Consider the following 24,313-nt stretch of genomic DNA (forward strand, 5'->3'; position numbering starts at 1 on the left):
GAGGTGATCCGATGTCTCATGGTTCAGCAGAGAGGTCGGCAAGTTTCCGCGCGAGGCACTATCGGTAATTTCGACTACCCTTAGAGGCTTCGTGAGCGGCACTTCCTGGCCGCTGACCATGAAAGGGCGGTTCCCCGACGGGCGGAACCGCCCTTTTCATTTTTGTTTCGCCTCAAGCGCCGGCGTTCGCGTCTGCTCACTTGGCTATCCTCCGGGGGCCCGACCCCTGTGGGGCCACCCCTCCGGGCGCGCGGTCGCACTTGCGGGCTGCTGGTCGCAGCCCGACCCTTCCTGAACACAAAGCCTGGTCGCGGAGCACGGCTTGCGACTAGCAAGCCGCAAGGCCGACCGGCCGCCCGCAGGGGCCCGTAGCGTAGCGAAGGATCAGCCCCGAGGATGCTCGCACGTAGGTGCGAGCGAAAAACGAGAACGCCTTGCTCTCGCCTCACCCTCACAGTAATTGCGCCCCATGCAATTCACCACCCTTCCCCACCCCTCGCCCATGCCTGCTGCCGAGCGCGATGCGCGGCTGGCCGATCCCGGTTTCGGCACGCTGTTTTCCGATCATATGGTCACCATCGACTATGACGAAGCGGCAGGCGGCTGGCAGGACGGCGTGGTCGGCCCGCGCCAGCCGATCGCGCTCGATCCGGCGGCGGCCGTGCTGCACTACGCGCAGGAAATCTTTGAGGGGATGAAGGCCTACAAGCAGCCCGATGGCGGGATTGCGCTGTTCCGGCCCGAGGCTAATGCCGCGCGCTTCAACGCTTCTGCCGATCGCCTCGCCATGCCGCATTTGCCCGAGGATGTGTTCATCGAAGCGATCCGGCAGCTGCTGGCGGCAGACAAGGACTGGTTCCCGACCGTCGAAGGCGGCTCACTCTACCTGCGCCCCTTCATGATCGCGACCGAGGCCTTCCTCGGCGTGCGTCCGGCCAAGCAATACAAGTTCATGGTCATCGCTTCGCCGGCAGGCAATTACTTCAAGTCGGGTGCCAAGGCGGTCAGCATCTGGATTTCGGACTATACCCGCGCGGCCCCCGGCGGCACCGGCGCGGCCAAGTGCGGCGGCAACTACGCCGCCAGCCTCGTCCCCACCGGGCAGGCCTTTGCCAAGGGGCATGACCAGGTGCTGTTCCTCGACGCGGTCGAGCGCAAGTGGATAGAGGAGCTAGGCGGCATGAACCTGTTCTTCGTGATGGACGACGGGCGCGTTATCACCCCGCCGCTGACCGGCACGATCCTGCCCGGTATCACCCGCGACAGCCTCATCACCCTGCTGCGCGAGGAAGGCCTCGACGTGCGCGAGGAAATGTACAGCATCGACCAGTGGCGCGAGGATGCGGCGAGCGGCAAGCTCGTCGAGACCATGGCCTGCGGCACCGCTGCGGTTGTGACAGCGGTTGGGAAAGTCGCGGGGCCCGACGGCGAATTCACCATCGGCGCCGGCGGCATTGGCCAGACCACCGCCAAGCTGCGCGAAAAGCTGGTCGGCATCCAGACCGGCACGGTGGCGGATACGCACGGCTGGGTGATGAAGGTCTAGTGGCAAAAGACCCACTAGCTGAGAGCTTGGTAACGGAGGTGAGGCGCAACCTCATCTGGATTTTGGTCCTCGCCGGTTCCATTGCCCTAATTGCTTCAGCCTACCTCCGCGATCAATCCGTCTACGAGTCTCCTGGAACTGTTGAGATTCATACGATCATCGCCTTTGGGATGACTCCCGGCGGCGGAAATCCAATCGACGCAATTGTCCGTACGCAAGATCAAGCTGGGCGTGAGTATACTGCCCACATCAGCCCTAGGCTTGCAGAGCATTGCGCAGTCGGAGATGCGGTCAAGGTCGAGCGAAGGGGAATTGCTATTAGTTTGGCTCCTGATGCTTGTAGTCCGAATGCGGGGACCCATGATTGAAGCACCAATCACCGTTGCCGCGCTTTACCAGTTTACGCGGTTCGAGGATCCCACGGCCATCCGCGGGCCATTGCTCGCGGCCTGTGAGGAAGCCGGGATCAAAGGCACGCTGCTACTCGCGCGCGAGGGGATCAACGGGACGATTGCCGGGTCGCACAACGGCATCGGCGCAGTGCTGGCGCATATCCGCAAGCTGCCGGGATGCGCCAATCTCGACGTAAAATTCTCCGGCGCGGACGAGCCGCCGTTCCACCGCATGAAGGTGCGCCTCAAGCGCGAGATCGTGACCATGGGCGAGCCCGATATCGATCCCACGCTGGGCGTCGGCCACTATGTCGATCCGCATGACTGGAACGCGCTGATCAGCGATCCCGATACGATCGTGATTGACACCCGCAACGACTATGAAGTCGCTGCCGGGACCTTTCGCGGCGCGCTCGATCCTTCGACCAAAAGCTTCCGCGAGTTCCCCGAATGGTTCCGCGCCCACCGCGCAGAGCTGGAAGGCAAGAAAATCGCGATGTTCTGCACCGGCGGGATCCGCTGCGAGAAATCGACCAGCTTCCTGCGCTCCGAAGGGATCGACGAGGTCTATCACTTGAAGGGCGGCATCCTGAAATATCTCGAGGACGTCCCCGAGAACGAGACGCTGTGGGATGGCGAATGCTTCGTCTTCGACGAGCGGGTCACTGTGACGCACGGGCTCGAGCAAGGCACCCATGTCCTGTGCCGCGCCTGCCGCCGCCCGGTCAGCCCCGAAGGCCAGCAGTCACCCGCCTACGAGGAAGGCATCAGCTGCCCCGCCTGCGTGGACGAGCGCGACGAAGCGCAGCGCGCCCGCTACCGCGAACGCCAGCGGCAGGAAGAGCTCGCTCGAAAGCGCGGCGCAGCGCATGTCGGCGCGGAATTCCCGCCGGAGGGCTAGCCCGGACAAGCCACCCTACACCCGTTCGCGCTGAGCCTGTCGAAGCGCAGGCGATGTGGCTGGCCTTCGACAGGCTCAGGCCGAGCGGAGGCTGAAAAAGCTAGGCAGGACACTCCGCCAGTCGCTCGCGAAAGGCGTCGATCAGCCAGCTGGTGGCAGGGCCCGGCCGCGCGTCGCGCCGCCAGATTGCGCTGAGCACATAGGGCGCGCCGGGCTTCTCAGGCAGGTCGAGCTCTACCAGCGAGCCGCTCGCGAGATCGCCCCGAATCATGTGGCGCGGCATGTTGCCCCAGCCGATCCCTTGTTTGAGCAGCGCGTGCTTGGCCCCGAGGTCGCCCAGCCGCCAGCTCTGCGGGCTGAGGACGGAAAATTCGCGCCCTTCGGTGAGGGACGAGCGGTCGGTGAGGATCAGCTGTAGGTGCTCGCGGCTTGCGCCCGGGGCGATACCGGGCTGCGCCAACGGGTGATCGGGGGCCGCGACCGGCACCAGCTCCTCCTCGCCGATGACTTGCCGCTCGAGCTCAGGATGATCGCCAATCACCGGGCCGCCGATGGCCAGAAGGGAACCGCCGTCGAGCAGGCAGGCGGCCACCGCCCCCAGGCCTTCGACCCGCAGCTCCAGCGCAACGGTCGGGAACATGGTGCGGAAATCACGCAGCACCTGCGCGGTCGCCTCGCCCGGCACCATGACGTCGACCACCAGCCCGACTTCGCTTTCCAGCCCGGCGTGCAGGCTGCGGGTCTTGGCAAGCAAGGCATCGGCGCGGTCGGCGATTGCGCGGGCTTCAGGCAGCAAGCCCTTGCCCGCCTCGGTCAGGACAGGCTTGCGCGATCCTTCGCGGGCAAACAGCGTCACGCCCAGCTGCGCTTCCATCTGCGCGATGCCGTAACTGATGGCGGAAACCGCCCGCCCCATGCGCCGCGCGGCGCCGCCAAAACTGCCCTCTTCCTCCACGCTCAGGAAGATGCGCAGCTGGTCGAGGCTGGGCTCGCCGATCTTCATTGTTCGACATATCTGAACATTTCAGCTCTATTTATCTCACTTATCGGATGGGACGACAAGGCCTATCTCCGCGTCATTCAAGCAAACCCTCCTTCAGGAGACACGCCATGATCGAATTACGTCCCTTTGAAACCCTCGGCTCGGCCAACCACGGCTGGCTGCAGGCCAACCACCATTTCTCCTTCGCCGGCTACCATGATCCTGCGCGGGTCAACTGGGGCAGCCTGCGCGTGTGGAACGATGACACGATCGCTCCCAAGAGCGGCTTCCCCACCCATCCGCACAACGACATGGAGATCATCACCTATGTCCGCACCGGGGCCATCACCCACCGCGACAGCATGGGCAATGAAGGCCGCACCGAAGCGGGCGACGTGCAGGTGATGAGCGCCGGTACCGGCGTGCAACATTCCGAGTTCAACCTCGAGGATGAAGACACCACACTGTTCCAGCTGTGGATCATCCCGTCCGAGCGCGGTGGTGCGCCGAGCTGGGGTGCGCGCAAGTTCCCCAAGGATGCGCGCAGCGGCCAGTTCGTCCCGCTCGCCAGCGGTTTCGCCAATGACGATGACGCGCTGCCGATCCGTACTGATGCCCGTGTGCTGGGCGCAACGGTGAAGGCCGGTGAAAGCGTGACCTACACCCCCGCCGACCCGTCACGACATCTCTACATGGTGCCCGCCACCGGCAAGGTGCGCGTCGAGGACGTCGAAGCCAAGGCGCGCGACGGCATCGCCATCACCCAGCTGGCCAGCGTCACCGTGACCGCGCTCGAAGACAGCGAGCTGGTGCTCGTCGACGCGGCGTAAGCCCCTCGGCCCTGTCCCTCCTCCTCCCTCTCCCTCCCGAGGGGCAGGGCCACCCCATCACTGCCAGGAGATTCCCAATGCCCAACATCCTCCACATCACCGCCAGCATCCGCAGCGACGCCGAATCCGTCAGCCGCAGCCTGTCGGGCAGACTGGTCGACCGCCTTGCCGCCGACGGTTTGACCGTCGTGACGCGCGACCTCTCGACCAATGATCTGCCCTTCATCACCGCCGAGCGCTTTGCCGCCAACCTGACCCCGGCCGCCGAGCGCACACCCGAGCAGCAGGAACTCGCCGCCATCGCCGATGAACTGATCGACGAACTCAATGCCGCCGACACCATCGTGTTCGGCGTGCCGATCTACAATTTCACCATTCCCTCGACGCTGAAGGCCTGGGCCGACCTGGTCGCCCGCGCCGGGACCACCTTCAAATACACTCCGACCGGCCCCGAAGGGCAGCTGACCGGCAAGAAGGCCTATATCGCCATCGCGTCCGGTGGCACGCCGGTGGGCAGCGAGATCGACTTCATGAGCCCGTGGCTGAAGCACTTCCTCGGCTTCCTCGGCATCACCGATGTCGCAATGGTCGCTGCCGACGGCATCATGGGCGAAGGCGGCGAAGAGAAGATCGCCGCGGCCCATGCGCAGGTCGAGCAGATGGCGGCCTGACACTGATGTCCGTCATCCCCGCGCAGGCGGGGATCCAGATGAGCCAACGTTTTGCATGAAGTCGGCGATACGAGGAGACGCTTCCTCGTATCGCCGATTCTCTTGCAGTCAGTGCCGTTGTCTGGACCCCCGCCTGCGCGGGGGTGACGGAAGGGGGCCGGCAAGCGAACCGCTTCCTACAACCTCGGCCGCACCAGCATCGGCTTGAAGATCGCCCGGCTCGGGCGCAGCACGATGATCGCCACACCGGCCACCGCCAGTGCTGCACCAATCAGCAGGCGCGGACCGATTGGGTCCCCCGTCAGCCACGCCCCGAAGGCGATGGTCAGCAGCGGCGTCATCAGCGTTAGCGGGACCAGCAGGTTGGCATCGTGCTTCTGCAGCATCTGGTAATAGGCCGAGTGCGCCCCGACCGAGGTGATGAGCCCGGCGAACACCACGCAGGCCGCGACCGGCCAGATATTGGCCGACACCGCGCCCAGCTGCCCGCTTTCCAGCCCGAAAGAGAGCGGAAACAGCAGCGCCACCGAAGCGATCCCGGCCCAGCCCTGCATTTCGACCGCGCCGATCTCGATCCGCTTGAAGAATACCGCGCCGAGCGATCCGATCACTGCAGCGGCGAAAACATAGAGCAGGCCAATCCCGCTCTCCATGCCGCTGGGTGAGGCGACTGCCACCACCACCCCGGCAAAAGTCAGCGCGATCCCGAGCCCGCGCCGCCAGCGCACTTCTTCCTTCAGGATCAGGATCGCGAACAGCACCGTCAGCGGCGCGCCTGAAAGGTTGACGATCCCCGCCGCCGAAGGGCTGGCGGTCTTGAGCCCGATGAACAGCAGCCCGAAGGATCCCCCGCTTATGGCGAGCCCGACCAGCAGCACCCGCACCGGGTCAGCCGGGATCCGCCGCAGGAACGGCGCCACCGCCGCGACCACCATCAGCGAACGCAGCGCGGCAAAGAACAGCGGAGGCACGGCATAATCGTCGACCGCCCACTTGCTGACGACGATATTGAACGCCCATACCACGTTGCACAGCATGAGGGCGGCGAAGCTGGCGGGGTTCATGTGAGGCTGACTTTCGAAAGCGTTCGAGGCGTTTCTAGCGGATTGCTCGCTCAACCCCAGAAATTTCGCCAATGGCCACCATAGTCACGCTCAAAAGTCTCTCGGCTATCAATGCGGACGTGGACTGGGCGGCGCGCGAAGTAGCCGTATCGATCCTTCGAGAAAAGGATCTCGTTATATCGGTCGATGCAGCGCTGGCTGCCACCGTTTGAAATCGCCAGCTCGGCTTGCGCGTCCGTATGGAACAGAAATGCGACGGCATCGAAGATCGGGTAGATCGTCCATACGCCCAAGGGACGAAGCTCTTGCTTCAAGTCTTCGAGCTCTTGCTTCGAGATTGATGCGTTAGCCTCTTCCCGGGCAGGCCTTTCGAATGAGCTGAAAAGGGCAAAAAGGCGGTGGCAGTCGTCAATGGTTGGCCACGCCGGCCTGCTTCCCAAAAACCGAGCGATAATAGACGGTTCTCGGGGTGGCGGATAGTTCGCCAAGATATTCACAAATTCGGCGACCGCCACTTTTTGCTTCTCTTCATCAGGACCCGCGTAGATTTCCGCCGACACGTGCTCGTCGAATCCGCAGGCGGTCTCTTCAAGATCGAAGATTATGTCCAAGCGCGGGATGAGGAGTAGGCTTCCATCTGGATATTCGAACCGGACTAGCAGCGGGCGCGGCACCCCGAATTCATTCGCAACCCAGTCTGCCATCTGAGCGAAGGGACCGACCAGTTTGCGCCTGCCTTCCTTGAAGAGGCGCGCTTCCTCATACTCTTTCTCGTGGTGCGAGATTATCATCCGTGGGGTACGTTCGTTTCGAGTTCCGCCAGCCACACCTCGGCCACCGCATCGCTTGGCGCGCGCCAGTCGCCGCGGGGGCTCAGTGCTCCGCCGGCGCTGACCTTGGGCCCGTTGGGGATGGCGCTGCGCTTGAACTGGCTGAACTGGAAGAAGCGCCACAGGAATTTCTCCAGCCAGTGGCGGATGGTCGCGAGCGTGTACTGGCTCTTGGCTTCCTCGGGGAAGCCTTCAGGCCACAGCCCTTCCTCGGCATCCTTCCACGCGTGCCAGGCGAGGAAGGCGACCTTGCTCGGCGTCTGGCCGTAGCAGATGATGTGGTGGAGGAAGAAGTCGTTGAGCTCGTAAGGGCCGATGATGCTCTCGGTGCTCTGGATCTCGCCATCTTCCCCTGCCGGGACGAGCTCGGGCGAAATCTCCGTATCGAGCACCGCCAGCAGTACCTTGCCTGCCTCCTCGTCGAACTGCCCGGTCGTGACCGACCAGCGGATGAGGTACTGGATCAGCGTCTTGGGCACGCCGCTGTTGACCGCATAATGGCTCATGTGGTCGCCGACGCCATAGGTGCACCAGCCGAGCGCGAGCTCGCTCAAGTCGCCGGTGCCGACCACCCAGCCCTTGTGCTGGCCCGCCAGCCGGAACAGGTAATCGGTGCGCAGCCCCGCCTGCACGTTCTCGAAGGTCACGTCATAGACCGGCTCGCCATCTGCGAAGGCGTGGCCGATATCCTCCAGCATGGTGCGCGCGGCGGGCTTGATGTCGATCTCCTCGGCGGTGATCCCCATCGCCCGCATCAGCTTCCACGCGTTGGATTTGGTCCCCTCTGACGTAGCAAAGCCAGGCATGGTGTAGCCACGGATGGTGGTGCGCGGCAGGCCAAGCCGGTCGCAGGCCTTGGCCGCGACGATCAGCGCGTGGGTGCTGTCGAGCCCGCCTGAAATGCCGATGACGAGGCTCTGCGGTCTGGTCGCCTGGATGCGGCGCATCAGCGCATCGACCTGGATGTTGAAGGCCTCGTAGCAATCCTCGTCGAGCTTCTCGCGCCGGTTGGGGACGAAGGGGAAGCGGCGGATGGGGCGGTTTAGGCCGATGTCGCCGGGCGCGGCCTTGTGGGTGAAGCGCACGGTGCGGAATGTGTTCTCGGGCCGCCCTTCATGCTCGGCGGCATCGGTGAAAGTGCCGTTGCGCATCCGCTCGGCCAGTATCCTTTGCGTGTCGATATCACTCACGCACAGCTCTGGCTCGAGGTCGAAACGGCTCGATTCCACCATCAAATCGCCGAATTCGTAGATCATGCCCTGCCCGTCCCAGCTGAGATCGGTGGTGCTCTCGCCGTGCCCGCTGGCGGAATAGGCATAGGCGCAGATGCCGCGCGCCGAGGACGCCCGCGCGAGCAGATGGCGTTCGTCGGACTTGCCGACAGTGATGTTGGACGCGCTGGGATTGAGCAGGATCGTCGCCCCGGCGAGCGCGGCCAGCATTCCCGGCGGACGCGGTGCCCAGTAATCCTCGCATATCTCGATCCCGAAGGTGAAGCCCTTCAAGTTCTCGGCGGCGAAGACAAGGTCGGTGCCGAAGGGAACGGTGTGCCCGGCGACATCAATCTCCAGCCCCACACAGCCACGCCCGTGGGCGAACCAGCGCTTCTCGTAATATTCGCGGTAGTTGGGCAGGAAGCTCTTGGGCACGACGCCGAGTAGCCGCCCGCCGGCGATCGCCAGCGCGCAATTGTAGATCTTGCCATTGCGGCGCAGCGGCGCGCCAACCACCAGCACCGGGGTCCACTCGCGGCTGGCCTCGACCAGTTCGCCCACCGCCTGCTCGACCGCATCGAGTAGCGCAAGCTGCAGGTGCAGATCGTCGATGGCGTAGGAGCTCAACCCCAGCTCGGGATAGAGCAGCAAGTCGACGTGCCCGTCATGCGCCTTGCGGGCTTCGGCCAGCGTGCCTTCGAGGTTGAAGGCGACGTCGGCAGTGCGCAGCTGCGGCGTGCTGGTCGCCACGCGCACGAAGCCGTGGCGGTGCATGTCGTAGAAGTCGCTGGTCCCCGACGAGGCTTGCGGAGCCGCTTCGCCATCGTCCGCTGGTTCCAGCCAGTCGCCCGGCTCGCAAATGCCCAGCTCCGCCAGCCGCTTCTGCACCGGCGCGCGGGCGACCTTTCCCTTGACCTCCCAGCCATAGACCGTGCGGCTCGCCCACGGCTCCGGCGCGCCGTAGCGCTCGCCGAATTCCTCGGCCGAAAGCGGGGGCTCATGCGCTTCGCGCCAGTTGCGGATCTTCTCGCCTGCTCTATGCATGGGATACCAGTATCCCGTTAGGATACTGCACGCAAGCGAATTGCGCGAGCTGCTGGCGGATCGTTTGGGAAACAAGCCCCGCGTTACGGGTTGAGCACCCATGGCGCACGAGCGAATCGGAAAATTCGAGAAGATCGGATACGGGGTCGGCGACCTCGCCTCCGGCCTCTATCTCAACTTCTTCGGCGTGTTCCTGTTCTACTATTTCGTCGACCTGGGCGGCGTAGCACCGGCGGCGATTGCGCTGATGCTACTGCTCAGCAAGCTGGTCGATGCAGTGACGGACCCGGTGATGGGTGCCATCGCTGATCGCACCCGCACCCGCTGGGGCCGCTATCGCCCCTACCTGCTGTTCGGCGCGATCCCGTTCGGATTTGTCGGGGCAGCGGTGTTTGCCATGCCTCAACTTGCTCCGGGCCCCATGCTTATCTGGGCCTATGTCACCTACACGCTGGCCATGCTCGCCTACACTGCCGTGAACGTGCCCTACTCCGGTCTGCTTGGCGTCATTTCACCAAGCGCTTCTGAGCGCGCCAGCGTCACCGCCTATCGCATGTTCTTCTCCTCGCTCTCCGGTATCGCCATCGGCATCTTTGGCACGACGCTGGTGCGCGAGTTGGGCGGCGCGGACGAAGCGCGCGGCATTTTCCTCACCATGACACTGATCGCCGCGCTCGGCGCGCTGTGCATCTTCACTAGCTTCGCCACCACCAGGGAGCGTATCCCGCCAGCTCATACCAATGGTAGCGTGTGGGGCGACCTGCGCGTGCTGGTGCGCACCGGTCCTTGGATCGCGGTCGCTATCGCCGCCATCCTCGGGGTGCTGGCGATCGCTTCACGCGCGGCCAGCGCCAAGTTCTGGTTCAAATACGTAGTCGGGGATGACGGAACGCCGGTGTTCCTGTTCCTCGACCGGCTCGGGCTCTTCCTCACTGCGCTGGCACTGGGCCAAGTCAGCGGGGTCATCATCGGCAACATCCTCCAGCGCAAATTCGAAAAGCGCAACCTCATCATCGCCGCCGGCGCGCTCAAGTTTGTTGCCATCCTGTATTTCTATACCTTGCCGCTCGATGCCGTCTGGCCGCAGACGCTGGTGCAATACTTCGTCGGCATCGGCTTCGGCATGCTGATGGTCGGCGCTTTCGCCATGTTCACCGACATCGCCGAATATGTCGACTGGAAGAGCGGGCTTCAGATGACGGGGCTGGTGGTCGCCGCCTCGGTCTTTGCGGTGAAGGTCGGGGTCGGCCTCGGTTCCGCCTTGCCCGGCTTTGCCATGGACCTGACAGGTTTCGACCCCGGAGGGGCGCAGACCACGGGAGCGCTGCTTGGCATCAATCTCGCCTTCGCCCTCATTCCCGCAGCCTCGCTGCTTCCGGCAATGGTCGCCATGCTGTTCTACCGTCTCGACCGGGCGCTGATCAGGCAAGTCGAAGCAGAGCTGTCCACACGCCGCGCCACCCCGGTCTGAAGACCCCCTTCACATCCCCGCAAGAGCCGCTATAGAGCGCGCCCACTGCTGGGGTGTAGCCAAGTGGTAAGGCATCGGTTTTTGGTACCGACATTCGCAGGTTCGATCCCTGCCACCCCAGCCATCTTCTTACCTTTCGAGCAGCGCTGACGGGCTGCAAATGGCAGTCCGGCGCGCTTCCGGTGCTCACGTGCCGAATCCACGGTGCGCGCCGGGTCACGAAAAGCCACAGTCTTCGGCTCGCCATCACCCGGATGGGAAACGGCCTGGCCCTGGCCAGCATGCGCTCACTCTTGCCGTGTATCCCAGTCGATCGCGGGTTGCGGGTTGTTGGGGACGAGGATCAGCTCGCGCTGTTCGATACGGACCGAAGCCAGGCGGCTCAAAAGGTTCATCCCGATCACATTGGTGTCGCCGATATTGCTGGCGATGACCGCGTCGAGCCCGCGCGCGGCGACATTCCCGAAGCGCAGTTCGTCGATCGTCGCCATCGGCACGGTGACGGTGCCATTGGCGGTGCTCATCTGCATCGGCAACCGGTCACGGCGCGCGGCTCGATCCCGGCACGTTCGGCGGTTTCTTGCGAGATGGCGGTCAGTGTGGCGCCAGTATCGACCAAGAATGCAGCCTCCGTCCCGTTGATCTTCGCACGCAGCCAATAGTGGCCATCGTCCGCCAGAGGGATGCGTGTCTCGCCGCCCTCCACGACCTGGCCAGGCATGCCGAGCTCGGCCACCGCGACATCGAAGCGCGGATCGATCCGGGCGACCTGCATCACGACAGTTACCAGCACGCCGACCAGCGCCACGGTGCTGAGGCTGCGCACCAAGCCGCCCAGGGGCACGCCGCGCCGCAGCATGGTGCCGCCGATCCAGCTCGCCAGCATCGCTGCCAGCGCCAGCATCAGCAGGCTGCTCTTGGGCACGGAAGCAACCAGCGCCACTGCGCGGTCGAACCATTCGGCAAACATCGCGTCTTGTTCCACCCGCCCGCTATAGGCGCGCATGGGTGGCAAATCCATGAACGGATTACTCCGTCATCAAGGCGGCGAGCTCCAGCCCGCTGAGGAAAGCATTTTCGACCCGGGGACCTGCCAGCCAGTCACCGCAAACCCCGAGCGCGAGCTGCGGATCCCACAGCGCAGCCGCTCCATCAGCCTTGCCAACCATGGCATAGCGCCAGCGATGCGCATCCGAGTGCAGAGGTTGCTGGAGCGTTATGCCGGCTTCCGCGAAGAAGGCTGCGAGCAATTTGGGTGCAGCCGTATCCTTGTCGAGTTCGAGATGCTCGGCCGACCATTCGGGCGAAGCGTGGATCACCCAGTCCTCACCCTCCCCACGTCCCGGCTTGGCCGAATTGCGCGCCGCCCAGGCGACAGCCTCGCCCCGGAAGGTGTCAGCCAGGTCGAGCCGATCGGCAAAGCGCGCCATCAGCGCCCAGCACGGCTTGGACTGCACCGCCGTTGCTTGTGCCGCGAAGTCCGGCGCTTCCCTTTCCAGCAATTCAGCCGCCTGTTCGGCCGGGATCGCACACACCAGTTGCTGCGCACGGAAGATCGTATCGCCGGCGCGCAGGTGCCAGGTGTGCTCGTCGTGCAGCACGCCATCGATGCGCTTGCCCCATACAATGTTGAAGAACTGCGCCATCTGCTTGATCGGCGCGTTCATGCCCGGCGTGCCGACATAGGCATCCTCGCCAGCTGCCGGCCACGGCGCGGCATACCCAGCCGACCGCCAACCTTCGACAGCCTTGGCGAAGCGCGGATCGCGGGCGGTGAAATACTGCGCGCCGTGATCGAACGAGGCCTCGCCTGTACCGATATGCGCGCGCCGGGTCGCCATCCGACCACCGGGCCCACGCCCCTTGTCGAACAGCACCGGGTTCAGCCCCCGCGCCTTCAGTTTCATGGCGCAGGAAAGCCCGGCCATCCCGGCCCCGATGATTGCGATTGTCTTGCTCATGCGCGCCCTATTAAGGCGCGCTGCGCGGGATGGAAGCCTCTGCGAGAATCAGGCTGAAACGTTCTTCACTGTCGAGCCAGCGCGCCACCGGGGTCCAGCCCCCTGCCAGCAGCAGCATGTTGCCACTGCGGCGCGTGAACTTGTGGCTGTTCTCGGTGTGAATACTCTCGCCTGCCGCCATGGCGAAGGATCGTCCGGCGACTTCGAATGCAAGGTCGGCTTGCGCCACCAGATGCATTTCGATCCGCGCGAATTCATCATTCCAGCGCGCTTCATGGCTGAGCTGATCGACGGGGATCGTCCCGCCAAGTTCGCGGTTGATGCGGCGCACGAGGTTTCGATTGAAATCGGCGGTGATTCCGCGCGCATCGTCATAGGCCGCTTCGAGCACAGCGGGATCCTTCACCAGGTCCATCCCGATCAGCAGCTTGGAACTCTCGCCCAGCGTTTCGCGCATGGTGCGCAGCAGGTCGGTCGCGGTGCGCGGGACCATGTTGCCAATGGTCGAGCCGGGGAAAAAGCCGAGCTTGGGCATGTCTGCAACGGCTTCGGGCAGCTCGACCCGGCGCATGAAATCGGCTTCGACCGGATAGACCGGCAGGCCCGGGAACTTGCCGCGCAACTCCTCTGCCGAAGCGCGCAGGAAATCGCCTGAAATGTCGAGCGGGACATAGGCTGCGGGCGCGATCTGGCTCAACAGCAGCGGGGTCTTGACCGAGCTACCGCTGCCGAATTCCACCACCGCGCGTCCGGGTCCGATGGCCTCGGAAAAGTCGCTGCCCCGCCCCTTGAGGATCTCGGTCTCGGCGCGGGTCGGATAGTACTCTTCCAGCTCCGTGATGTCTTCGAACAGCTGTGAGCCGGCATCGTCATAGAGCCATCGCGCTGGGATCGCCTTCTGGGCTTCGGAAAGCCCCTGCAGCACATCGGCCCGGAAGGCGGTGTTGACGCCATCTTCGTCCAGCTCGACCAGACGCAGTTCGTGCTTGGAGGGCATCAGGCGTCCTTCGCCAACCGCAGCCCGGTGAACTGCCAGCGCTGGTGGGGGTAGAAGAAATTGCGATAGCTACGGCGCGAATGGCCGCGCACCGTGGCACAGCTGGCCCCGCGCAGCACAACCTGCCCGCTCATGAACTTGCCATTGTATTCACCCACCGCACCAGCAGGCGGCTGGTAGCGCGGGTAGGGCAGGTAAGCGCTGCGGGTGAATTGCCAGCAATCGCCGAACAGGCGGTCCGAGCCGACGGGCATAGGCGGCCCGGCGGTATCGAGCTGGTTGCCGCCAGCCGGATCATGCTCCTGCGCGATCGCTTCCCATTCGAACTCGGTCGGCAGGCGCGCCCCGGCCCATGTCGCATAGGCATCGGCCTCGTAGAAGGAGATATGCGTGACCGGGGCATGCGCGTCGCGTTCCTGCCAGCCCTGATGAGTGAAATACTCGCCCGCTCCGCCATTGGCGCGCCAGTAATCGGGCGCGGCGATGCCATGCTGGCGGACCCAGGCCCAACCATCCGATAGCCACAGCGACGCCGTCTCATAGCCGCGATCGTCGATAAATTCCTGCCACTCGGCATTGGTCACCAGCGTGCTGGCCAGCGCGAAGGGCTCCAGCAGGACGCGATGGCGCGGGCCTTCGTTGTCGAAGGCAAAGCCTGCGCCTTCATGGCCGACCAGCGCGATGCCGCCGGGGTGGGAGTGCCAAGCTGATCCCTCGCGAAGCCGGGGGTCTCGAGCCGCTGGCGATTCGTTCGATGGCCTGAGGCCCCCGCCTTCGCGGGGGCGCGCACTTTCCCACATCGCCGGGCCGAGCGGGTTCTGGAACAGGCCGTGCTTGATATCGGTCAGCAACAGCTCCTGATGCTGCTGCTCATGCGCGATACCCAGCTCGACCAGCGGGCGCAGCTCCTCGCGTTCGAGCAGCGGTGCCATCGCTTCCGTCACCGCCTGGCGATAGTCGAACACCTCCGCCAGGCTCGGCCGCGTTATCAGCCCGCGATGACTGCGCGCATGACGCTCGCCTTCGGCCTCGTAATAACTGTTGAACAGGAACGGCCAACGCTCGTCGAACAGCGCGTAGTCCGGCAGGTGGTTGCGCAGCAGGAACGTCTCCCAGAACCACGTCACATGCGCCAGATGCCACTTGGCGGGCGAGGCATCTTCCATCGACTGGATCGTGGCATCGCTTTCGCTGAGCGGCGCAGCCAGCGCCTCGGTCAATGCGCGGGTGGCACGAAACCGCTCGGCAAGCGTCGTGGTCAAGGATGCGGCATCATGCGCCTGTGCATGGGCCAAGGACTGTCTCCTGTTTCTCCCAGTCCTTACGCATAATGGCGACTAGCCGTTACAATGGAAAGGCTTGCCTTCCGGTTTTCTGGTCAAGCCGGGGCTCAGGCCGCGTCGGCCTGTTGCTCCTTGGCCGCCAGTTGCAGCATCTCGGCAATCGCAAAGGCCAGTTCGATAGACTGCGCGGCGTTGAGGCGCGGGTCGCAATGGGTGTGATAGCGGTCGCCAAGATCCTCGTCGGCAATCGCCACCGCCCCGCCGACGCATTCGGTCACGTCCTGCCCAGTCATCTCCAGGTGGATACCTCCGGCATGGGTGCCTTCGGCGCGGTGGACATCGAAGAAGCCGCGCACTTCAGCCTTGATCCGATCGAACGGGCGGGTCTTGTAGCCGCTGTCGGCCTTGATCACGTTGCCGTGCATCGGGTCGCAGCTCCAGACCACCGGGTGCCCTTCGCGGGTGATGGCGCGGACGAGGCGCGGCAGTCCGGCCTCGACCTTGTCGTGCCCGAAGCGGCTGATCAGCGTGATCCGCCCCGGCTCACGCGCAGGGTTGAGCTCGTCGAGCAGCTTGAGCAGCACGTCCGGCTCGAGGCTCGGCCCGCATTTCACTCCCAGCGGATTGATGATCCCGCGCGCAAACTCGATATGCGCGCTGCCTTCGAAGCGGGTGCGGTCGCCGATCCAGATCATGTGGCCGCTGGTGTCGACCCAGTCGCCGGTCAGCGAATCCTGCCGCGTCAGCGCCTGCTCGTACGGCAACAGCAACCCTTCGTGGCTGGTATAGAAGCTGGTACCCTTTAGCTGCGGCAGGGTGGCCGGATCGACACCACAGGCTTCCATGAAGTCGAGCGCTTCGCTGATCCGTTCGGACAGCGCAGCGAACTTGTCGGCCCATGGGCTGCGGCCCATGAAATCGAGCGTCCACTGGTGAACCTGCCGCAAATTGGCATACCCACCCCCGGCAAAGGCGCGCAGCAGATTGAGCGTGGCGGCGGCCTGCGAATAGGCCTTCACCATCCGCTCGGGATCGTTGCGGCGGATGTCCGGGTCGAACTCGATCCCGTTGACGTTGTCACCGAAATAGCTCGGCAGCGTCAAATCGCCCTGCGTTTCAGTGTCGGAACTGCGCGGCTTGGCGAACTGGCCCGCCATGCGCCCGACCTTCACCACCGGCAGCTTGCCAGCGAAGGTCAGCACCACCGCCATCTGCAGGATCACGCGGAAGGTGTCGCGGATGTTGTTGGGGTGGAATTCGGCAAAGCTCTCGGCACAGTCTCCACCCTGCAGCAGGAACGCGCGCCCCTCGGCCACTTCGGCCAGGTCGGCCTTCAGCGCGCGCGCTTCACCGGCAAAGACCAGCGGCGGATAATTGGCCAGCGTGCTTTCGGCAGCGCCAAGCGCTGCGGAGTCTTCGTATGTCGGCAGGTGCCGCGCTTCGAAGCCCTTCCAGCTATCCGGTGTCCAGTTGCGAGCCATAGTCATTTCAGTCTTTTACCATTCCAAGCCGCCCTAGATACGGCTTGGGCGCCCTCAATGCCAAGGCAAATAAACCTTGGGCACGGCCAAGGTGGCGTCAGCGACCCTGCACGGCCTGGCCTGCGCTAGGCAAGGCTGCACCGCCTTTTGCCAGCTCCTGTCCTTCGGGAATGATCGCCACGCGATAACCGGGTCGCACCGTCAAGTAACGCTGCGCGAGCGCCTGCATCGCCTCAGGTGTCGTCTGAGTATAGTCGTTGAGCAGGCTGCGCAGCACCAACACCCGGCGCGGATCATAGGTCGCGCCTTCCAGCTGGTACATCCAGAAACCGTTGCCAGTTGACGCCCGGGTCAACAGCTGCCGCAGCGGCTCTGTTACGCGGTCGAGTTCGTCCTGCGACGGCGGGTTCGTTGCCAGGTCGGCGGCAATCGCTTCCGCTTCCGTGAAGAAGGCTGGCACGACATCCGGGCTGACCTGCGCGAACGCCGTCATGGTTCCGCCCTGCTGCATGTCGAGCGGCCAGTCGGCGGTAACGAAGGGAGCGTAACTCGCCCCTGCTTTCTCGCGCAGGCTATCGAGCAGGCGGTTGCTGAATAACCGCGAGAGGATTTCGAGCTGGCGCGATTCGTGCACATTCTCGATCCCGCCACCAAGCGGCCACGAGATCACGGCGGCCGCCTGGTCCTGACCCCCGCGATGGGTCAGCACGGTCGGCTTGCCTGGATCGGGGAAGCTCGGCACCCGTGCCCGCACCGAGGCCGGAATTGGCTGGCGGGGCGGTAAGGCGCCGAAGGTCTTCTTCAACGCTTCCACCGCCGCATTACGATCGAACTCGCCGTAAATCAGCACTTCGACCGGTCCTTGCCTGAGCAGCGGCTCCCACACCTTGCGGAAACCCTCTGGCGTGGTCCTGGCGATGGCTGCCGGATCGGGCGTGGCGAAGCGCGGATCCTCGTCCGACAGCAGGAAATCGAGGTCACGGGTGAGCAATCCACCGGGGCTGGTGGCATAGGACTCGTAGGCAAGCCGAGATGCGGCCTGGGCGCGGATCACCGGGTTCGGATCCCACCGCGGCATCCCCAGCTTGGCCGCGAACAGGTAGAGCTGGTCGGCCAGATCCTCGCCGCGTGTCTGGGCGTCGAAGGTAAAGACCGTGTTTTCGATCCCGAAGTCGAACCCCAGTTTGCGCCCAGTCGCGATGCGATCGAGCTCTTCCTGCCCGAGGTTGCCCAGCCCGGCCCCGATCAGCGCCATCTGGCCAAGATGCGCATAGGGCGCATCCTCGGCCGAAAAACCCTGGTAGCCGCTGCCGAAGCGCACTTTCACGGCCACCCGGCCCGGTTCGGCATCGTTGGGCCAAAGCTGCACGCGTACGCCATTGCTCAGTTCGAGCTGCTCGATCCCGAGGATGCCGAGGGGGCCTTCAGCCACGACTTCGCCAGGAGCGCCAATGGCGGGCTGGTCTTCGAAATTGACGGTAGCGGCGGCCAGCCGGGCGCTGGCATCGGCCATGACCGGTTGCAACAACGCCGTGCGCAAGGCCTGCGCGTCCGCTTCGCCGATGGCAGGGGTGATGTAGAAGGAACGGATCACATCGCCTTCGAACAACGCTTGCGTGCGGGCGAGGATTGCTGCGGGCGTCACCTTGTCGAGCATGCCATTGAAGATTTCCAGCACGGTGTCAGGCGCAGCCGTGGTCTCCCGAATATCGATCGCTTCGATAAAGTTGTCGGCCAAACGCGAACCGGGTGCGACACCCTGTTCATCGACCAATTGCTTGAAAGCATCGCCATATTCGGCGATCTCGCGAGCAATTTCTTCCTCGGTCGGGGGATTGTTCGAGGCATCGGCGATGACGCCCCGCACATCGGCGAGCGCGGCCTGCCAGTCTTCCGTGAGAGGCGCAAAACTGACCAGGGTGGCATCAGTCGAGCGGCTGATATCTTCCTGTTCGACCTGAGCGTAGAGATAGCTGCCACCACCGCGTGCCCGCGCCTCCAGCCGGCGATTGATCAGCGCCAGCGCCAGGCCGTCCATCAGCAGGCCCTCGTTGTACTCGACAGTGTCTACCACCGGACGCCACGGCCGCATGACGGCATAGGTGTAACTGCGTGGCAGGTCGGGCTCGATCAACACCGCCGTCTCTCCAACGGGCGGCAAGCCTGTGGCACCTTGGGGCGCGACCGGATCGCCGAAATCGGGTTCGACATCGCCCTTGCCTGCAACGCTCCAGTCGGTGAAATATGTCTCGATCAGGCGGGCCAGGTCTTCGGGATCGGCATCACCGGCGACAGCAATCACCGTTTTTTCCGGGCGATACCATCTACGGTGGAAATCGTTGAGCGCATCAGCCGTCGCGGCTCGAAGCGTCTCTTCGGTCCCGATCGGTGCCCGTTCGGCCAGCCTTTGTCCGGCAAACAGCGTCGCCCGGCGGGCGTCGTTGACACGTTCGAGCGCACCGCCCGTCTCGCGTTTTTCAGCCAGCACAATCGGCACCTCGGCAGCCACATTGCCCGGGGTGATGACAGGGTCGCGGACCATACCGGACAACAGCTTGAAAGTCTCGTCGAGCTTGCCGGCCGCTTCGGGCATGTCGAGCTGGTAGACCGTTGCAGTCGGCGTGGTCATGGCATTGGTGTCATTGCCAAAACTGGCCCCAAGTCGCTGCCACGTCGCAATTGCCTCGCCGGGGCCCATGTGCTTGCTCTGCCGGAAGAGCAGGTGCTCCAGCAAATGTGCGTAGCCCCGCTCTTCGTCGCGTTCGTGGAGCGATCCGGCGTCGATACGGATACGGATCGATACCTGCCCCGGGGGCACGCCATTGCGGCGCACGGCGTAGCGGAGCCCGTTCTCGAGGATGCCGAATTTCCACTCCCGATCGACAGGGACGTTGCTGCCTTCGTAGAGCCACGGGGTCTCGTCTTCGCCCTGCAACGATTGCGGGCGCACCTTCGGCGCAACCTCCGGCACATGCGCGGTTGTATCCTGAGCGGGAAGCGGACCGGCGAGCATGGCAAAGGGAAGCAGTAGCGCGAACCTGCGCGCTGCGCGGGGGATCTTGATCATGGTGCTGACTATAAAGGCCCAATCGGTGAAGGGACAGTGAATAGCTTGCCGGAAAGCAGCACGGACCCTACATTCCGCAGATGTTCATCGAAACCGAAACCACGCCCAACCCTTCCACGCTCAAGTTCCTGCCCGGCCAGCAGGTTATGCCGAGTGGCACCCGCGAATTCACCTCGCCGGAGGACGCCGAAGTGAGCCCGCTGGCCCAGGCTCTGTTCGACACAGGCGAAGTCACAAACGTCTTCTTCGGTGGCGATTTCGTGTCCGTTTCCAAGGCGCCAGGTGCAGACTGGCCCAGCCTGAAGGGCATGGTAGTCTCGATCCTGCTCGACCACTACGTCAGCCAGGCCCCGCTGTTTGTCGGCGGCGATGCCAGCGGCATTTCCGTACCCGCCGAAGAGGACATGCTGGTCGAGGAAAATCCCGAGGATGCCGAGATCGTCGCGCAAATTCATGAATTGCTGGAAACCCGTGTTCGCCCCGCCGTGGCGGGCGACGGCGGGGACATTGCCTATCGCGGGTTCAAGGACGGGATCGTCTACCTCACGCTGCAAGGCGCCTGCTCGGGCTGCCCATCGTCCACCGCCACGCTCAAGCACGGGATCGAAGGCCTGCTGAAACATTACGTGCCCGAAGTCGTTGAAGTACGAGCCGCCTGACTTTCAACGACCAGACTTCAACCGGGGCACTTCATGACCAAGCAATTCCACGACCACTCCCTGTCGGCTGACGCGCTCGACCAGCTTTTCAACGAAGCACGCAGCTATAATGACTGGCTCGACAAGCCGGTCAGCGACGAGCAAATCGCGGCCATCTATGACTTGCTGAAGATGGCCCCGACCAGCGCCAACATGCAACCGGTGCGGATTGTATGGGTCCGCTCGGAAGAAGCGAAGGAGAAGCTCGCCGCCTGCGCGATGGAGGGAAACAAGGCCAAGATCATGGCCGCGCCTGTCACTGCCATCATTGGTTATGACATCGATTTCCACGAGCACCTGCCATGGCTTTTCCCGCATACTGACGCCAAGAGCTGGTTCGATGGCGACGAGGAAGGGCGCAAGAGCGGAGCGTTCCGCAACTCCTCGTTGCAAGGCGCTTACCTGATGCTTGCCGCGCGGGCGCTCGGGCTCGATTGCGGGCCAATGTCGGGCTTTGACAATGACGCGGTCGACAAGGCCTTCTTCGCCGATGACGAGACGTTCGGACCGAAGGTGAAGAGCAATTTCATCTGCTCGATCGGCTATGGCGATCCGGAATCGATCTTCGACCGCAGCCCGCGCCCCGATTTCGAGCGCTTCAACACCCTCGCCTGACGTCGCTGCCCGATGAAGACACTCGCCATCGACTGTTCGACCGAGGCCTGCTCGATCGCATTGTTCGACGGCAAGGCGCTCGTCGGGCATGATCACCGGATTCTCGGTCGCGGCCATGCCGAACAGCTGGTGCCGATGATCGCAGCTCTGCCTGCCAAGGGCCGGGCAAACTGTATCCTTGTCGCACTCGGCCCTGGCAGTTTCACCGGTATCCGTATCGGCATCGCTACCGCCCGCGCACTTGGCCTTGCATGGAAAGCTGAGGTGCTGGGCTATCCAACCCTCGCACTGGTCGCGGCCATCGCGCAGGAAGGCGCAGGCGCACAACCGATCGATGTGGCGATGAACGGCGGGCACGGCGAATGGTTTGTCCAGCCGTTCGATGCTGCCGGTTTACCCGTTGCGGAGGTGCAATCCCTCACCCCTGAGGCCGCTGCCGGGTTCGCCCGGGCCGCGCTGGTCGTGGGCACCCAGGCCGAGGCGCTCGCGCAATTGCGTGGGACGGGACGGGGTATCACCCGGCATCCCGATGCGCGCCATGCTCTTCGTCTTTCCGGCAAACTTCTGACGGAGCAGGTCCAGCCAATCTACGGCCGGGCACCCGATGCCAGGCCGGCACTTGCACGATGATGGATGATCTCGATCGCATCATGGCAGTAATGGAAAGTGCGTTCGACCCGCAATGGGGCGAAGCATGGACGCGCCGCCAGGTCGAAACCTCGCTGGTCCTGCCGACCACCCACTATCGGCTCATAGCTGCAGATGGAAAAGCACCCGCAGAAGGCCAAAATGCTGCAGGATTTGCAATGACAAGGGCTGCCCCGGGCGAAGAAGAGCTGCTCCTGATTGCAGTACTCCCATCGCAACGGGGCAAAGGACTGGGTGGAAAATTGCTGGATATTCTGTCGCAAGACGCTCGCTCCAGAGGCGCAAGTAAAATTTTCCTAGAAATGCGCGAAAACAATCCAGCACAATCCCTTTACCATAAGTATGAATTTAACCAAATTGGTCGAAGGAAAGACTATTATACAACAAGTGATGGCAGTCGCATGGACGCCCTAACCTTTGTAAAAACTCTATAATTCATCCATTACCGATACAATTCCGGAATTTTCGCTCGATTTATCGACATGTGACTATTGAAAAACATGCAAATGTGGAGCATGGGCGTAGGTGGGTCGCACGGCAAAAGCCGAACCTAAATCGATCGCAATGAAGTTGAGGAAAATATGGAAGAGTTCGACACCGACATGTCGGAGACGTTGATTACATTGACGTCCGACATCGTAGCCGCGCACGTCAGCAATAATAATGTAGAAGTCTCTGACGTGCCTGCCCTTATCACCAGCGTCTATGGCGCGCTTGCCGGCCTCGGCCAGGATGAAGAACCCGAAGAAGTTCGCCCTGACCCCGCCGTTTCGGTCCGTTCTTCGGTCAAGAAGGATCACATCGTTTGCCTCGATTGCGGCAAGAAGATGAAGATGCTCAAGCGTCACCTGATGACCGAGCACGGCCTGTCGATCGACGACTATCGCGCGCGCTGGAACCTTGGCGCCGACTACCCGATGGTTGCGCCCGATTACGCCGAAACACGCCGCGACCTGGCCAAGAAGATCGGCCTCGGCCGGAAGCCGGGCCAGAAGCGCGGTCGCCGGAAGAAAGCGGCTTAATCTGTTAATTCGATAAGAGTGGCCGCAAGCGGTCGCTTGAGTGCAGCGCCCCGTGCCTCTAAGGCCACGGGGCGTTTCATTTGTTGCCGCATGTTTGCGGCGCTGCATTTTCCGGCCGCATGATACCGGCCTGACCTTCGGAGACTGGGCTTGCCCGAACGGATCGACCTCGAACAGCTGTGCGCGGACAAGGGGCTGCGCATCACCGAACAGCGCAAGGTGATCGCGCGGGTGCTGTCCGACAGCGACGATCACCCCGATGTCGAGCTGTTGCACCAGCGCGCCAGCGCGATCGACCCCAAGATCTCGATCGCCACGGTCTATCGCACCGTGCGCCTGTTCGAAGAGGCCGGTATCCTCGACCGCCACGATTTCGGTGATGGGCGCGCGCGCTATGAGCCCGCACCGGAGGCGCATCACGACCACCTGATTGACGTTGAAACCGGCAAAGTCGTCGAATTCGTCGATCCCGAGTTGGAAGCGCTGCAAAAGCAGATCGCCGAGAAGCTCGGCTACCGGCTGGTCGATCACCGCATGGAACTCTACGGCGTGCGGATCGGCCGTGACGACTAGGACGGCGCATATCGCCGATCCGGATTCCAAGGAATGGAAGCTGCGGCAGGCTGCGTCGACCGGTGAAAGCACACCGCTGAGCTGGGCGGGATGGTTTCGCGTCATCGTTCGCACCTTCATGATTTTCCTGGCGCTGCTGGTGTTCGTGCCGCTGCATTATCTCTATCGCATCTTCGCCTATGGTTCGCCTTTCCCGATGTGGTTCCTGGGCGTCACCGGCTGGATCGTCGGTGCCCGCGTGGTCCGGTACGGTACGCCGCTCAGGCGCGACGTGTTCTTCATCGCCAACCATGTCAGCTGGATCGATATCCTGACCATCGCCGGAGCCAGCGGCACGGCATTTGTCGCCAAGGCCGAACTGGCCGACGCGCCGCTGGTCGGTTGGCTGTGCCGCCTCAACCGCACGGTCTTCGTCAAGCGCGAGAACCGGCTTGGCGTCGCCGACCAGATCAACCAGCTGCGCGAAGCACTGATGGACAATTGGTCGGTCACGGTCTTCCCCGAAGGCACCACCACCGATGGGCATTCGCTGTTGCCGTTCAAGAGCTCGATGCTGAGCGTGCTGGAACCGCCCCCACCCGGCGTGCTCGTGCAGCCAGTGGTGCTCGACTACGGCGAGGTCGCCGAATGGATCGGCTGGGTCGGCGACGAGAGCGGGGTCAACAATTTCAAGCGCGTGCTGAGCCGCAAGGGCAGCTTCCGCCTGGGCATGCACTTCCTCGAGCCCTTCAGCCCTGGCGAGTTTCGCGGCCGCAAGGCCATCGCCGCCAAGGCCCGCGAGGAGATCGAGGAGCGGCTGGAGCAATGCCTCGGCCATCCTGTGCGCCCGTTCAAGCACGACGTCCTGCCGATCCGCTACAGCGCCCCCGCGGTACCGATCGAATAGCGTGCAGAATGTGAGTCCCAGCGCAGGCTGGGACCTCGTTCAGGTAAAGTGCTATGGGTATCGGACAGTCGGCAGGAGGTCGCTGCCTTCGCAGGGATTCACAAAAGGTTTCAAAACATCCGGCCGTCCCGCTATAG

General features: G+C 63.6%; 23 protein-coding genes and 1 tRNA gene. 13 read left to right on the top strand and 11 right to left on the bottom strand.

The features are described from left to right. Window positions 1–469 precede the first annotated feature (469 nt). Together QPW08_RS11370 and trhO are read left to right on the top strand one after the other, a co-directional pair. Window positions 470–1,546 carry a branched-chain amino acid aminotransferase gene (locus QPW08_RS11370; protein WP_284125927.1) on the top strand — a complete coding sequence of 359 codons (1,077 nt, stop codon included), beginning with the start codon at window positions 470–472 and terminating at the stop codon, window positions 1,544–1,546. Window positions 1,547–1,906: 360 nt separating this feature from the next. Further along, window positions 1,907–2,839: an oxygen-dependent tRNA uridine(34) hydroxylase TrhO gene (gene trhO / locus QPW08_RS11375; protein ID WP_284125928.1), complete on the top strand. Its 933-nt coding sequence runs from the start codon at window positions 1,907–1,909 to the stop codon at window positions 2,837–2,839. 100 nt (window positions 2,840–2,939) lie between these two features. Here the strand turns inward: trhO and QPW08_RS11380 are convergent, their stop codons facing one another. Further along, window positions 2,940–3,842 carry a LysR family transcriptional regulator gene (locus tag QPW08_RS11380; RefSeq protein ID WP_284125929.1) on the bottom strand — a complete coding sequence of 301 codons (903 nt, stop codon included), beginning with the start codon at window positions 3,840–3,842 and terminating at the stop codon, window positions 2,940–2,942. 107 nt (window positions 3,843–3,949) lie between these two features. Here QPW08_RS11380 and QPW08_RS11385 point away from each other — a divergent pair, with 107 nt between their 5' ends. After that, entirely contained in the window at window positions 3,950–4,651 is a 702-nt protein-coding gene (locus QPW08_RS11385; protein WP_284125930.1) for a pirin family protein, read from the top strand. Between the two features lie 77 nt (window positions 4,652–4,728). Next, window positions 4,729–5,322: an FMN-dependent NADH-azoreductase gene (locus tag QPW08_RS11390; protein WP_284125931.1), complete on the top strand. Its 594-nt coding sequence runs from the start codon at window positions 4,729–4,731 to the stop codon at window positions 5,320–5,322. Window positions 5,323–5,498: 176 nt separating this feature from the next. Here the strand turns inward: QPW08_RS11390 and QPW08_RS11395 are convergent, their stop codons facing one another. The 3 genes from QPW08_RS11395 to QPW08_RS11405 are packed head-to-tail and all read right to left on the bottom strand — an operon-like array spanning window position 5,499 to window position 9,204. Continuing rightward, window positions 5,499–6,386, bottom strand: a complete 888-nt coding sequence (locus QPW08_RS11395; protein WP_284125932.1) for a DMT family transporter — start codon at window positions 6,384–6,386, stop codon at window positions 5,499–5,501. Between the two features lie 50 nt (window positions 6,387–6,436). Then, a complete protein-coding gene (locus tag QPW08_RS11400) occupies window positions 6,437–7,177 on the bottom strand; it encodes a hypothetical protein (RefSeq protein WP_284125933.1) in 741 nt (246 codons plus the stop codon). After that, window positions 7,174–9,204 (bottom strand): NAD(+) synthase, encoded by a 2,031-nt coding sequence (locus QPW08_RS11405; protein ID WP_284126344.1) that lies wholly within the window; start codon window positions 9,202–9,204, stop codon window positions 7,174–7,176. The genes QPW08_RS11400 and QPW08_RS11405 overlap by 4 nt, the downstream gene beginning before the upstream one ends. Before the next feature lie 370 nt (window positions 9,205–9,574). On the opposite strand from QPW08_RS11405, the gene QPW08_RS11410 reads away from it, so the two are divergent. Continuing rightward, window positions 9,575–10,945 (top strand): MFS transporter, encoded by a 1,371-nt coding sequence (locus QPW08_RS11410; protein WP_284125934.1) that lies wholly within the window; start codon window positions 9,575–9,577, stop codon window positions 10,943–10,945. A gap of 49 nt (window positions 10,946–10,994) precedes the next feature. Beyond that, window positions 10,995–11,069, top strand: a tRNA-Gln gene (locus QPW08_RS11415). Window positions 11,070–11,232: 163 nt separating this feature from the next. Here QPW08_RS11415 and QPW08_RS14725 read toward each other — a convergent pair. The 7 genes from QPW08_RS14725 to QPW08_RS11445 form a co-directional block, all read right to left on the bottom strand. Next, window positions 11,233–11,469, bottom strand: a complete 237-nt coding sequence (locus tag QPW08_RS14725; protein WP_326521305.1) for a retropepsin-like aspartic protease — start codon at window positions 11,467–11,469, stop codon at window positions 11,233–11,235. Then, window positions 11,466–11,966, bottom strand: coding sequence for a retropepsin-like aspartic protease family protein (locus tag QPW08_RS14730; protein ID WP_326521306.1), 501 nt, complete (start codon window positions 11,964–11,966; stop codon window positions 11,466–11,468). The genes QPW08_RS14725 and QPW08_RS14730 overlap by 4 nt, the downstream gene beginning before the upstream one ends. Before the next feature lie 7 nt (window positions 11,967–11,973). Beyond that, the gene (locus tag QPW08_RS11425) at window positions 11,974–12,906 is read right to left on the bottom strand and encodes an NAD(P)/FAD-dependent oxidoreductase (RefSeq protein ID WP_284125935.1); all 933 of its coding nucleotides are present in this window, start codon (window positions 12,904–12,906) and stop codon (window positions 11,974–11,976) included. A 10-nt stretch (window positions 12,907–12,916) separates the two neighbouring features. Next, a complete protein-coding gene (gene egtD / locus QPW08_RS11430) occupies window positions 12,917–13,903 on the bottom strand; it encodes an L-histidine N(alpha)-methyltransferase (protein WP_284125936.1) in 987 nt (328 codons plus the stop codon). Next, entirely contained in the window at window positions 13,903–15,198 is a 1,296-nt protein-coding gene (gene egtB, locus QPW08_RS11435; protein ID WP_284125937.1) for an ergothioneine biosynthesis protein EgtB, read from the bottom strand. Before egtB ends, egtD begins: the two co-directional genes overlap by 1 nt. A gap of 95 nt (window positions 15,199–15,293) precedes the next feature. Beyond that, entirely contained in the window at window positions 15,294–16,667 is a 1,374-nt protein-coding gene (locus QPW08_RS11440) for a class II 3-deoxy-7-phosphoheptulonate synthase (protein ID WP_284126345.1), read from the bottom strand. Window positions 16,668–16,764: 97 nt separating this feature from the next. Next, window positions 16,765–19,734 (bottom strand): M16 family metallopeptidase, encoded by a 2,970-nt coding sequence (locus QPW08_RS11445; RefSeq protein ID WP_284125938.1) that lies wholly within the window; start codon window positions 19,732–19,734, stop codon window positions 16,765–16,767. An 80-nt stretch (window positions 19,735–19,814) separates the two neighbouring features. Between QPW08_RS11445 and QPW08_RS11450 the strand changes: the two genes are divergently transcribed. The 7 genes from QPW08_RS11450 (at window position 19,815) to QPW08_RS11480 (ending at window position 24,176) form a co-directional block, all read left to right on the top strand. Beyond that, entirely contained in the window at window positions 19,815–20,393 is a 579-nt protein-coding gene (locus tag QPW08_RS11450) for a NifU family protein (RefSeq protein WP_284125939.1), read from the top strand. 33 nt (window positions 20,394–20,426) lie between these two features. Further along, window positions 20,427–21,047, top strand: coding sequence for a malonic semialdehyde reductase (locus QPW08_RS11455; protein WP_284125940.1), 621 nt, complete (start codon window positions 20,427–20,429; stop codon window positions 21,045–21,047). Between the two features lie 12 nt (window positions 21,048–21,059). Next, the gene (tsaB, locus tag QPW08_RS11460) at window positions 21,060–21,677 is read left to right on the top strand and encodes a tRNA (adenosine(37)-N6)-threonylcarbamoyltransferase complex dimerization subunit type 1 TsaB (RefSeq protein ID WP_284125941.1); all 618 of its coding nucleotides are present in this window, start codon (window positions 21,060–21,062) and stop codon (window positions 21,675–21,677) included. Next, a complete protein-coding gene (gene rimI, locus QPW08_RS11465) occupies window positions 21,674–22,129 on the top strand; it encodes a ribosomal protein S18-alanine N-acetyltransferase (RefSeq protein WP_284125942.1) in 456 nt (151 codons plus the stop codon). The genes tsaB and rimI overlap by 4 nt, the downstream gene beginning before the upstream one ends. Window positions 22,130–22,276: 147 nt before the next feature. Next, window positions 22,277–22,717 (top strand): MucR family transcriptional regulator, encoded by a 441-nt coding sequence (locus QPW08_RS11470; RefSeq protein ID WP_284125943.1) that lies wholly within the window; start codon window positions 22,277–22,279, stop codon window positions 22,715–22,717. Window positions 22,718–22,867: 150 nt separating this feature from the next. After that, the gene (locus QPW08_RS11475) at window positions 22,868–23,290 is read left to right on the top strand and encodes a Fur family transcriptional regulator (protein WP_284125944.1); all 423 of its coding nucleotides are present in this window, start codon (window positions 22,868–22,870) and stop codon (window positions 23,288–23,290) included. After that, window positions 23,280–24,176 carry a lysophospholipid acyltransferase family protein gene (locus tag QPW08_RS11480; protein WP_284125945.1) on the top strand — a complete coding sequence of 299 codons (897 nt, stop codon included), beginning with the start codon at window positions 23,280–23,282 and terminating at the stop codon, window positions 24,174–24,176. The genes QPW08_RS11475 and QPW08_RS11480 overlap by 11 nt, the downstream gene beginning before the upstream one ends. Window positions 24,177–24,313: the final 137 nt, after the last annotated feature.

This window comes from Parerythrobacter aestuarii (genome assembly GCF_030140925.1).
Classification (GTDB): Bacteria; Pseudomonadota; Alphaproteobacteria; order Sphingomonadales; family Sphingomonadaceae; genus Parerythrobacter; species Parerythrobacter aestuarii.

Excerpts from the sequence above, each read along its gene's own strand:
- QPW08_RS11370 (WP_284125927.1), top strand. The coding sequence starts at position 470 with ATGCAATTCACCACCCTTCCCCACCCCTCGCCCATGCCTGCTGCCGAG.
- trhO (WP_284125928.1), top strand. The coding sequence starts at position 1,907 with ATGATTGAAGCACCAATCACCGTTGCCGCGCTTTACCAGTTTACGCGG.
- QPW08_RS11380 (WP_284125929.1), bottom strand. The coding sequence starts at position 3,842 with ATGAAGATCGGCGAGCCCAGCCTCGACCAGCTGCGCATCTTCCTGAGC.
- QPW08_RS11385 (WP_284125930.1), top strand. The coding sequence starts at position 3,950 with ATGATCGAATTACGTCCCTTTGAAACCCTCGGCTCGGCCAACCACGGC.
- QPW08_RS11390 (WP_284125931.1), top strand. The coding sequence starts at position 4,729 with ATGCCCAACATCCTCCACATCACCGCCAGCATCCGCAGCGACGCCGAA.
- QPW08_RS11395 (WP_284125932.1), bottom strand. The coding sequence starts at position 6,386 with ATGAACCCCGCCAGCTTCGCCGCCCTCATGCTGTGCAACGTGGTATGG.
- QPW08_RS11400 (WP_284125933.1), bottom strand. The coding sequence starts at position 7,177 with ATGATAATCTCGCACCACGAGAAAGAGTATGAGGAAGCGCGCCTCTTC.
- QPW08_RS11405 (WP_284126344.1), bottom strand. The coding sequence starts at position 9,204 with ATGCACCGCCACGGCTTCGTGCGCGTGGCGACCAGCACGCCGCAGCTG.
- QPW08_RS11410 (WP_284125934.1), top strand. The coding sequence starts at position 9,575 with ATGGCGCACGAGCGAATCGGAAAATTCGAGAAGATCGGATACGGGGTC.
- QPW08_RS14725 (WP_326521305.1), bottom strand. The coding sequence starts at position 11,469 with ATGAGCACCGCCAATGGCACCGTCACCGTGCCGATGGCGACGATCGAC.
- QPW08_RS14730 (WP_326521306.1), bottom strand. The coding sequence starts at position 11,966 with ATGGATTTGCCACCCATGCGCGCCTATAGCGGGCGGGTGGAACAAGAC.
- QPW08_RS11425 (WP_284125935.1), bottom strand. The coding sequence starts at position 12,906 with ATGAGCAAGACAATCGCAATCATCGGGGCCGGGATGGCCGGGCTTTCC.
- egtD (WP_284125936.1), bottom strand. The coding sequence starts at position 13,903 with ATGCCCTCCAAGCACGAACTGCGTCTGGTCGAGCTGGACGAAGATGGC.
- QPW08_RS11440 (WP_284126345.1), bottom strand. The coding sequence starts at position 16,667 with ATGGCTCGCAACTGGACACCGGATAGCTGGAAGGGCTTCGAAGCGCGG.
- QPW08_RS11445 (WP_284125938.1), bottom strand. The coding sequence starts at position 19,734 with ATGATCAAGATCCCCCGCGCAGCGCGCAGGTTCGCGCTACTGCTTCCC.
- QPW08_RS11450 (WP_284125939.1), top strand. The coding sequence starts at position 19,815 with ATGTTCATCGAAACCGAAACCACGCCCAACCCTTCCACGCTCAAGTTC.
- QPW08_RS11455 (WP_284125940.1), top strand. The coding sequence starts at position 20,427 with ATGACCAAGCAATTCCACGACCACTCCCTGTCGGCTGACGCGCTCGAC.
- tsaB (WP_284125941.1), top strand. The coding sequence starts at position 21,060 with ATGAAGACACTCGCCATCGACTGTTCGACCGAGGCCTGCTCGATCGCA.
- rimI (WP_284125942.1), top strand. The coding sequence starts at position 21,674 with ATGATGGATGATCTCGATCGCATCATGGCAGTAATGGAAAGTGCGTTC.
- QPW08_RS11470 (WP_284125943.1), top strand. The coding sequence starts at position 22,277 with ATGGAAGAGTTCGACACCGACATGTCGGAGACGTTGATTACATTGACG.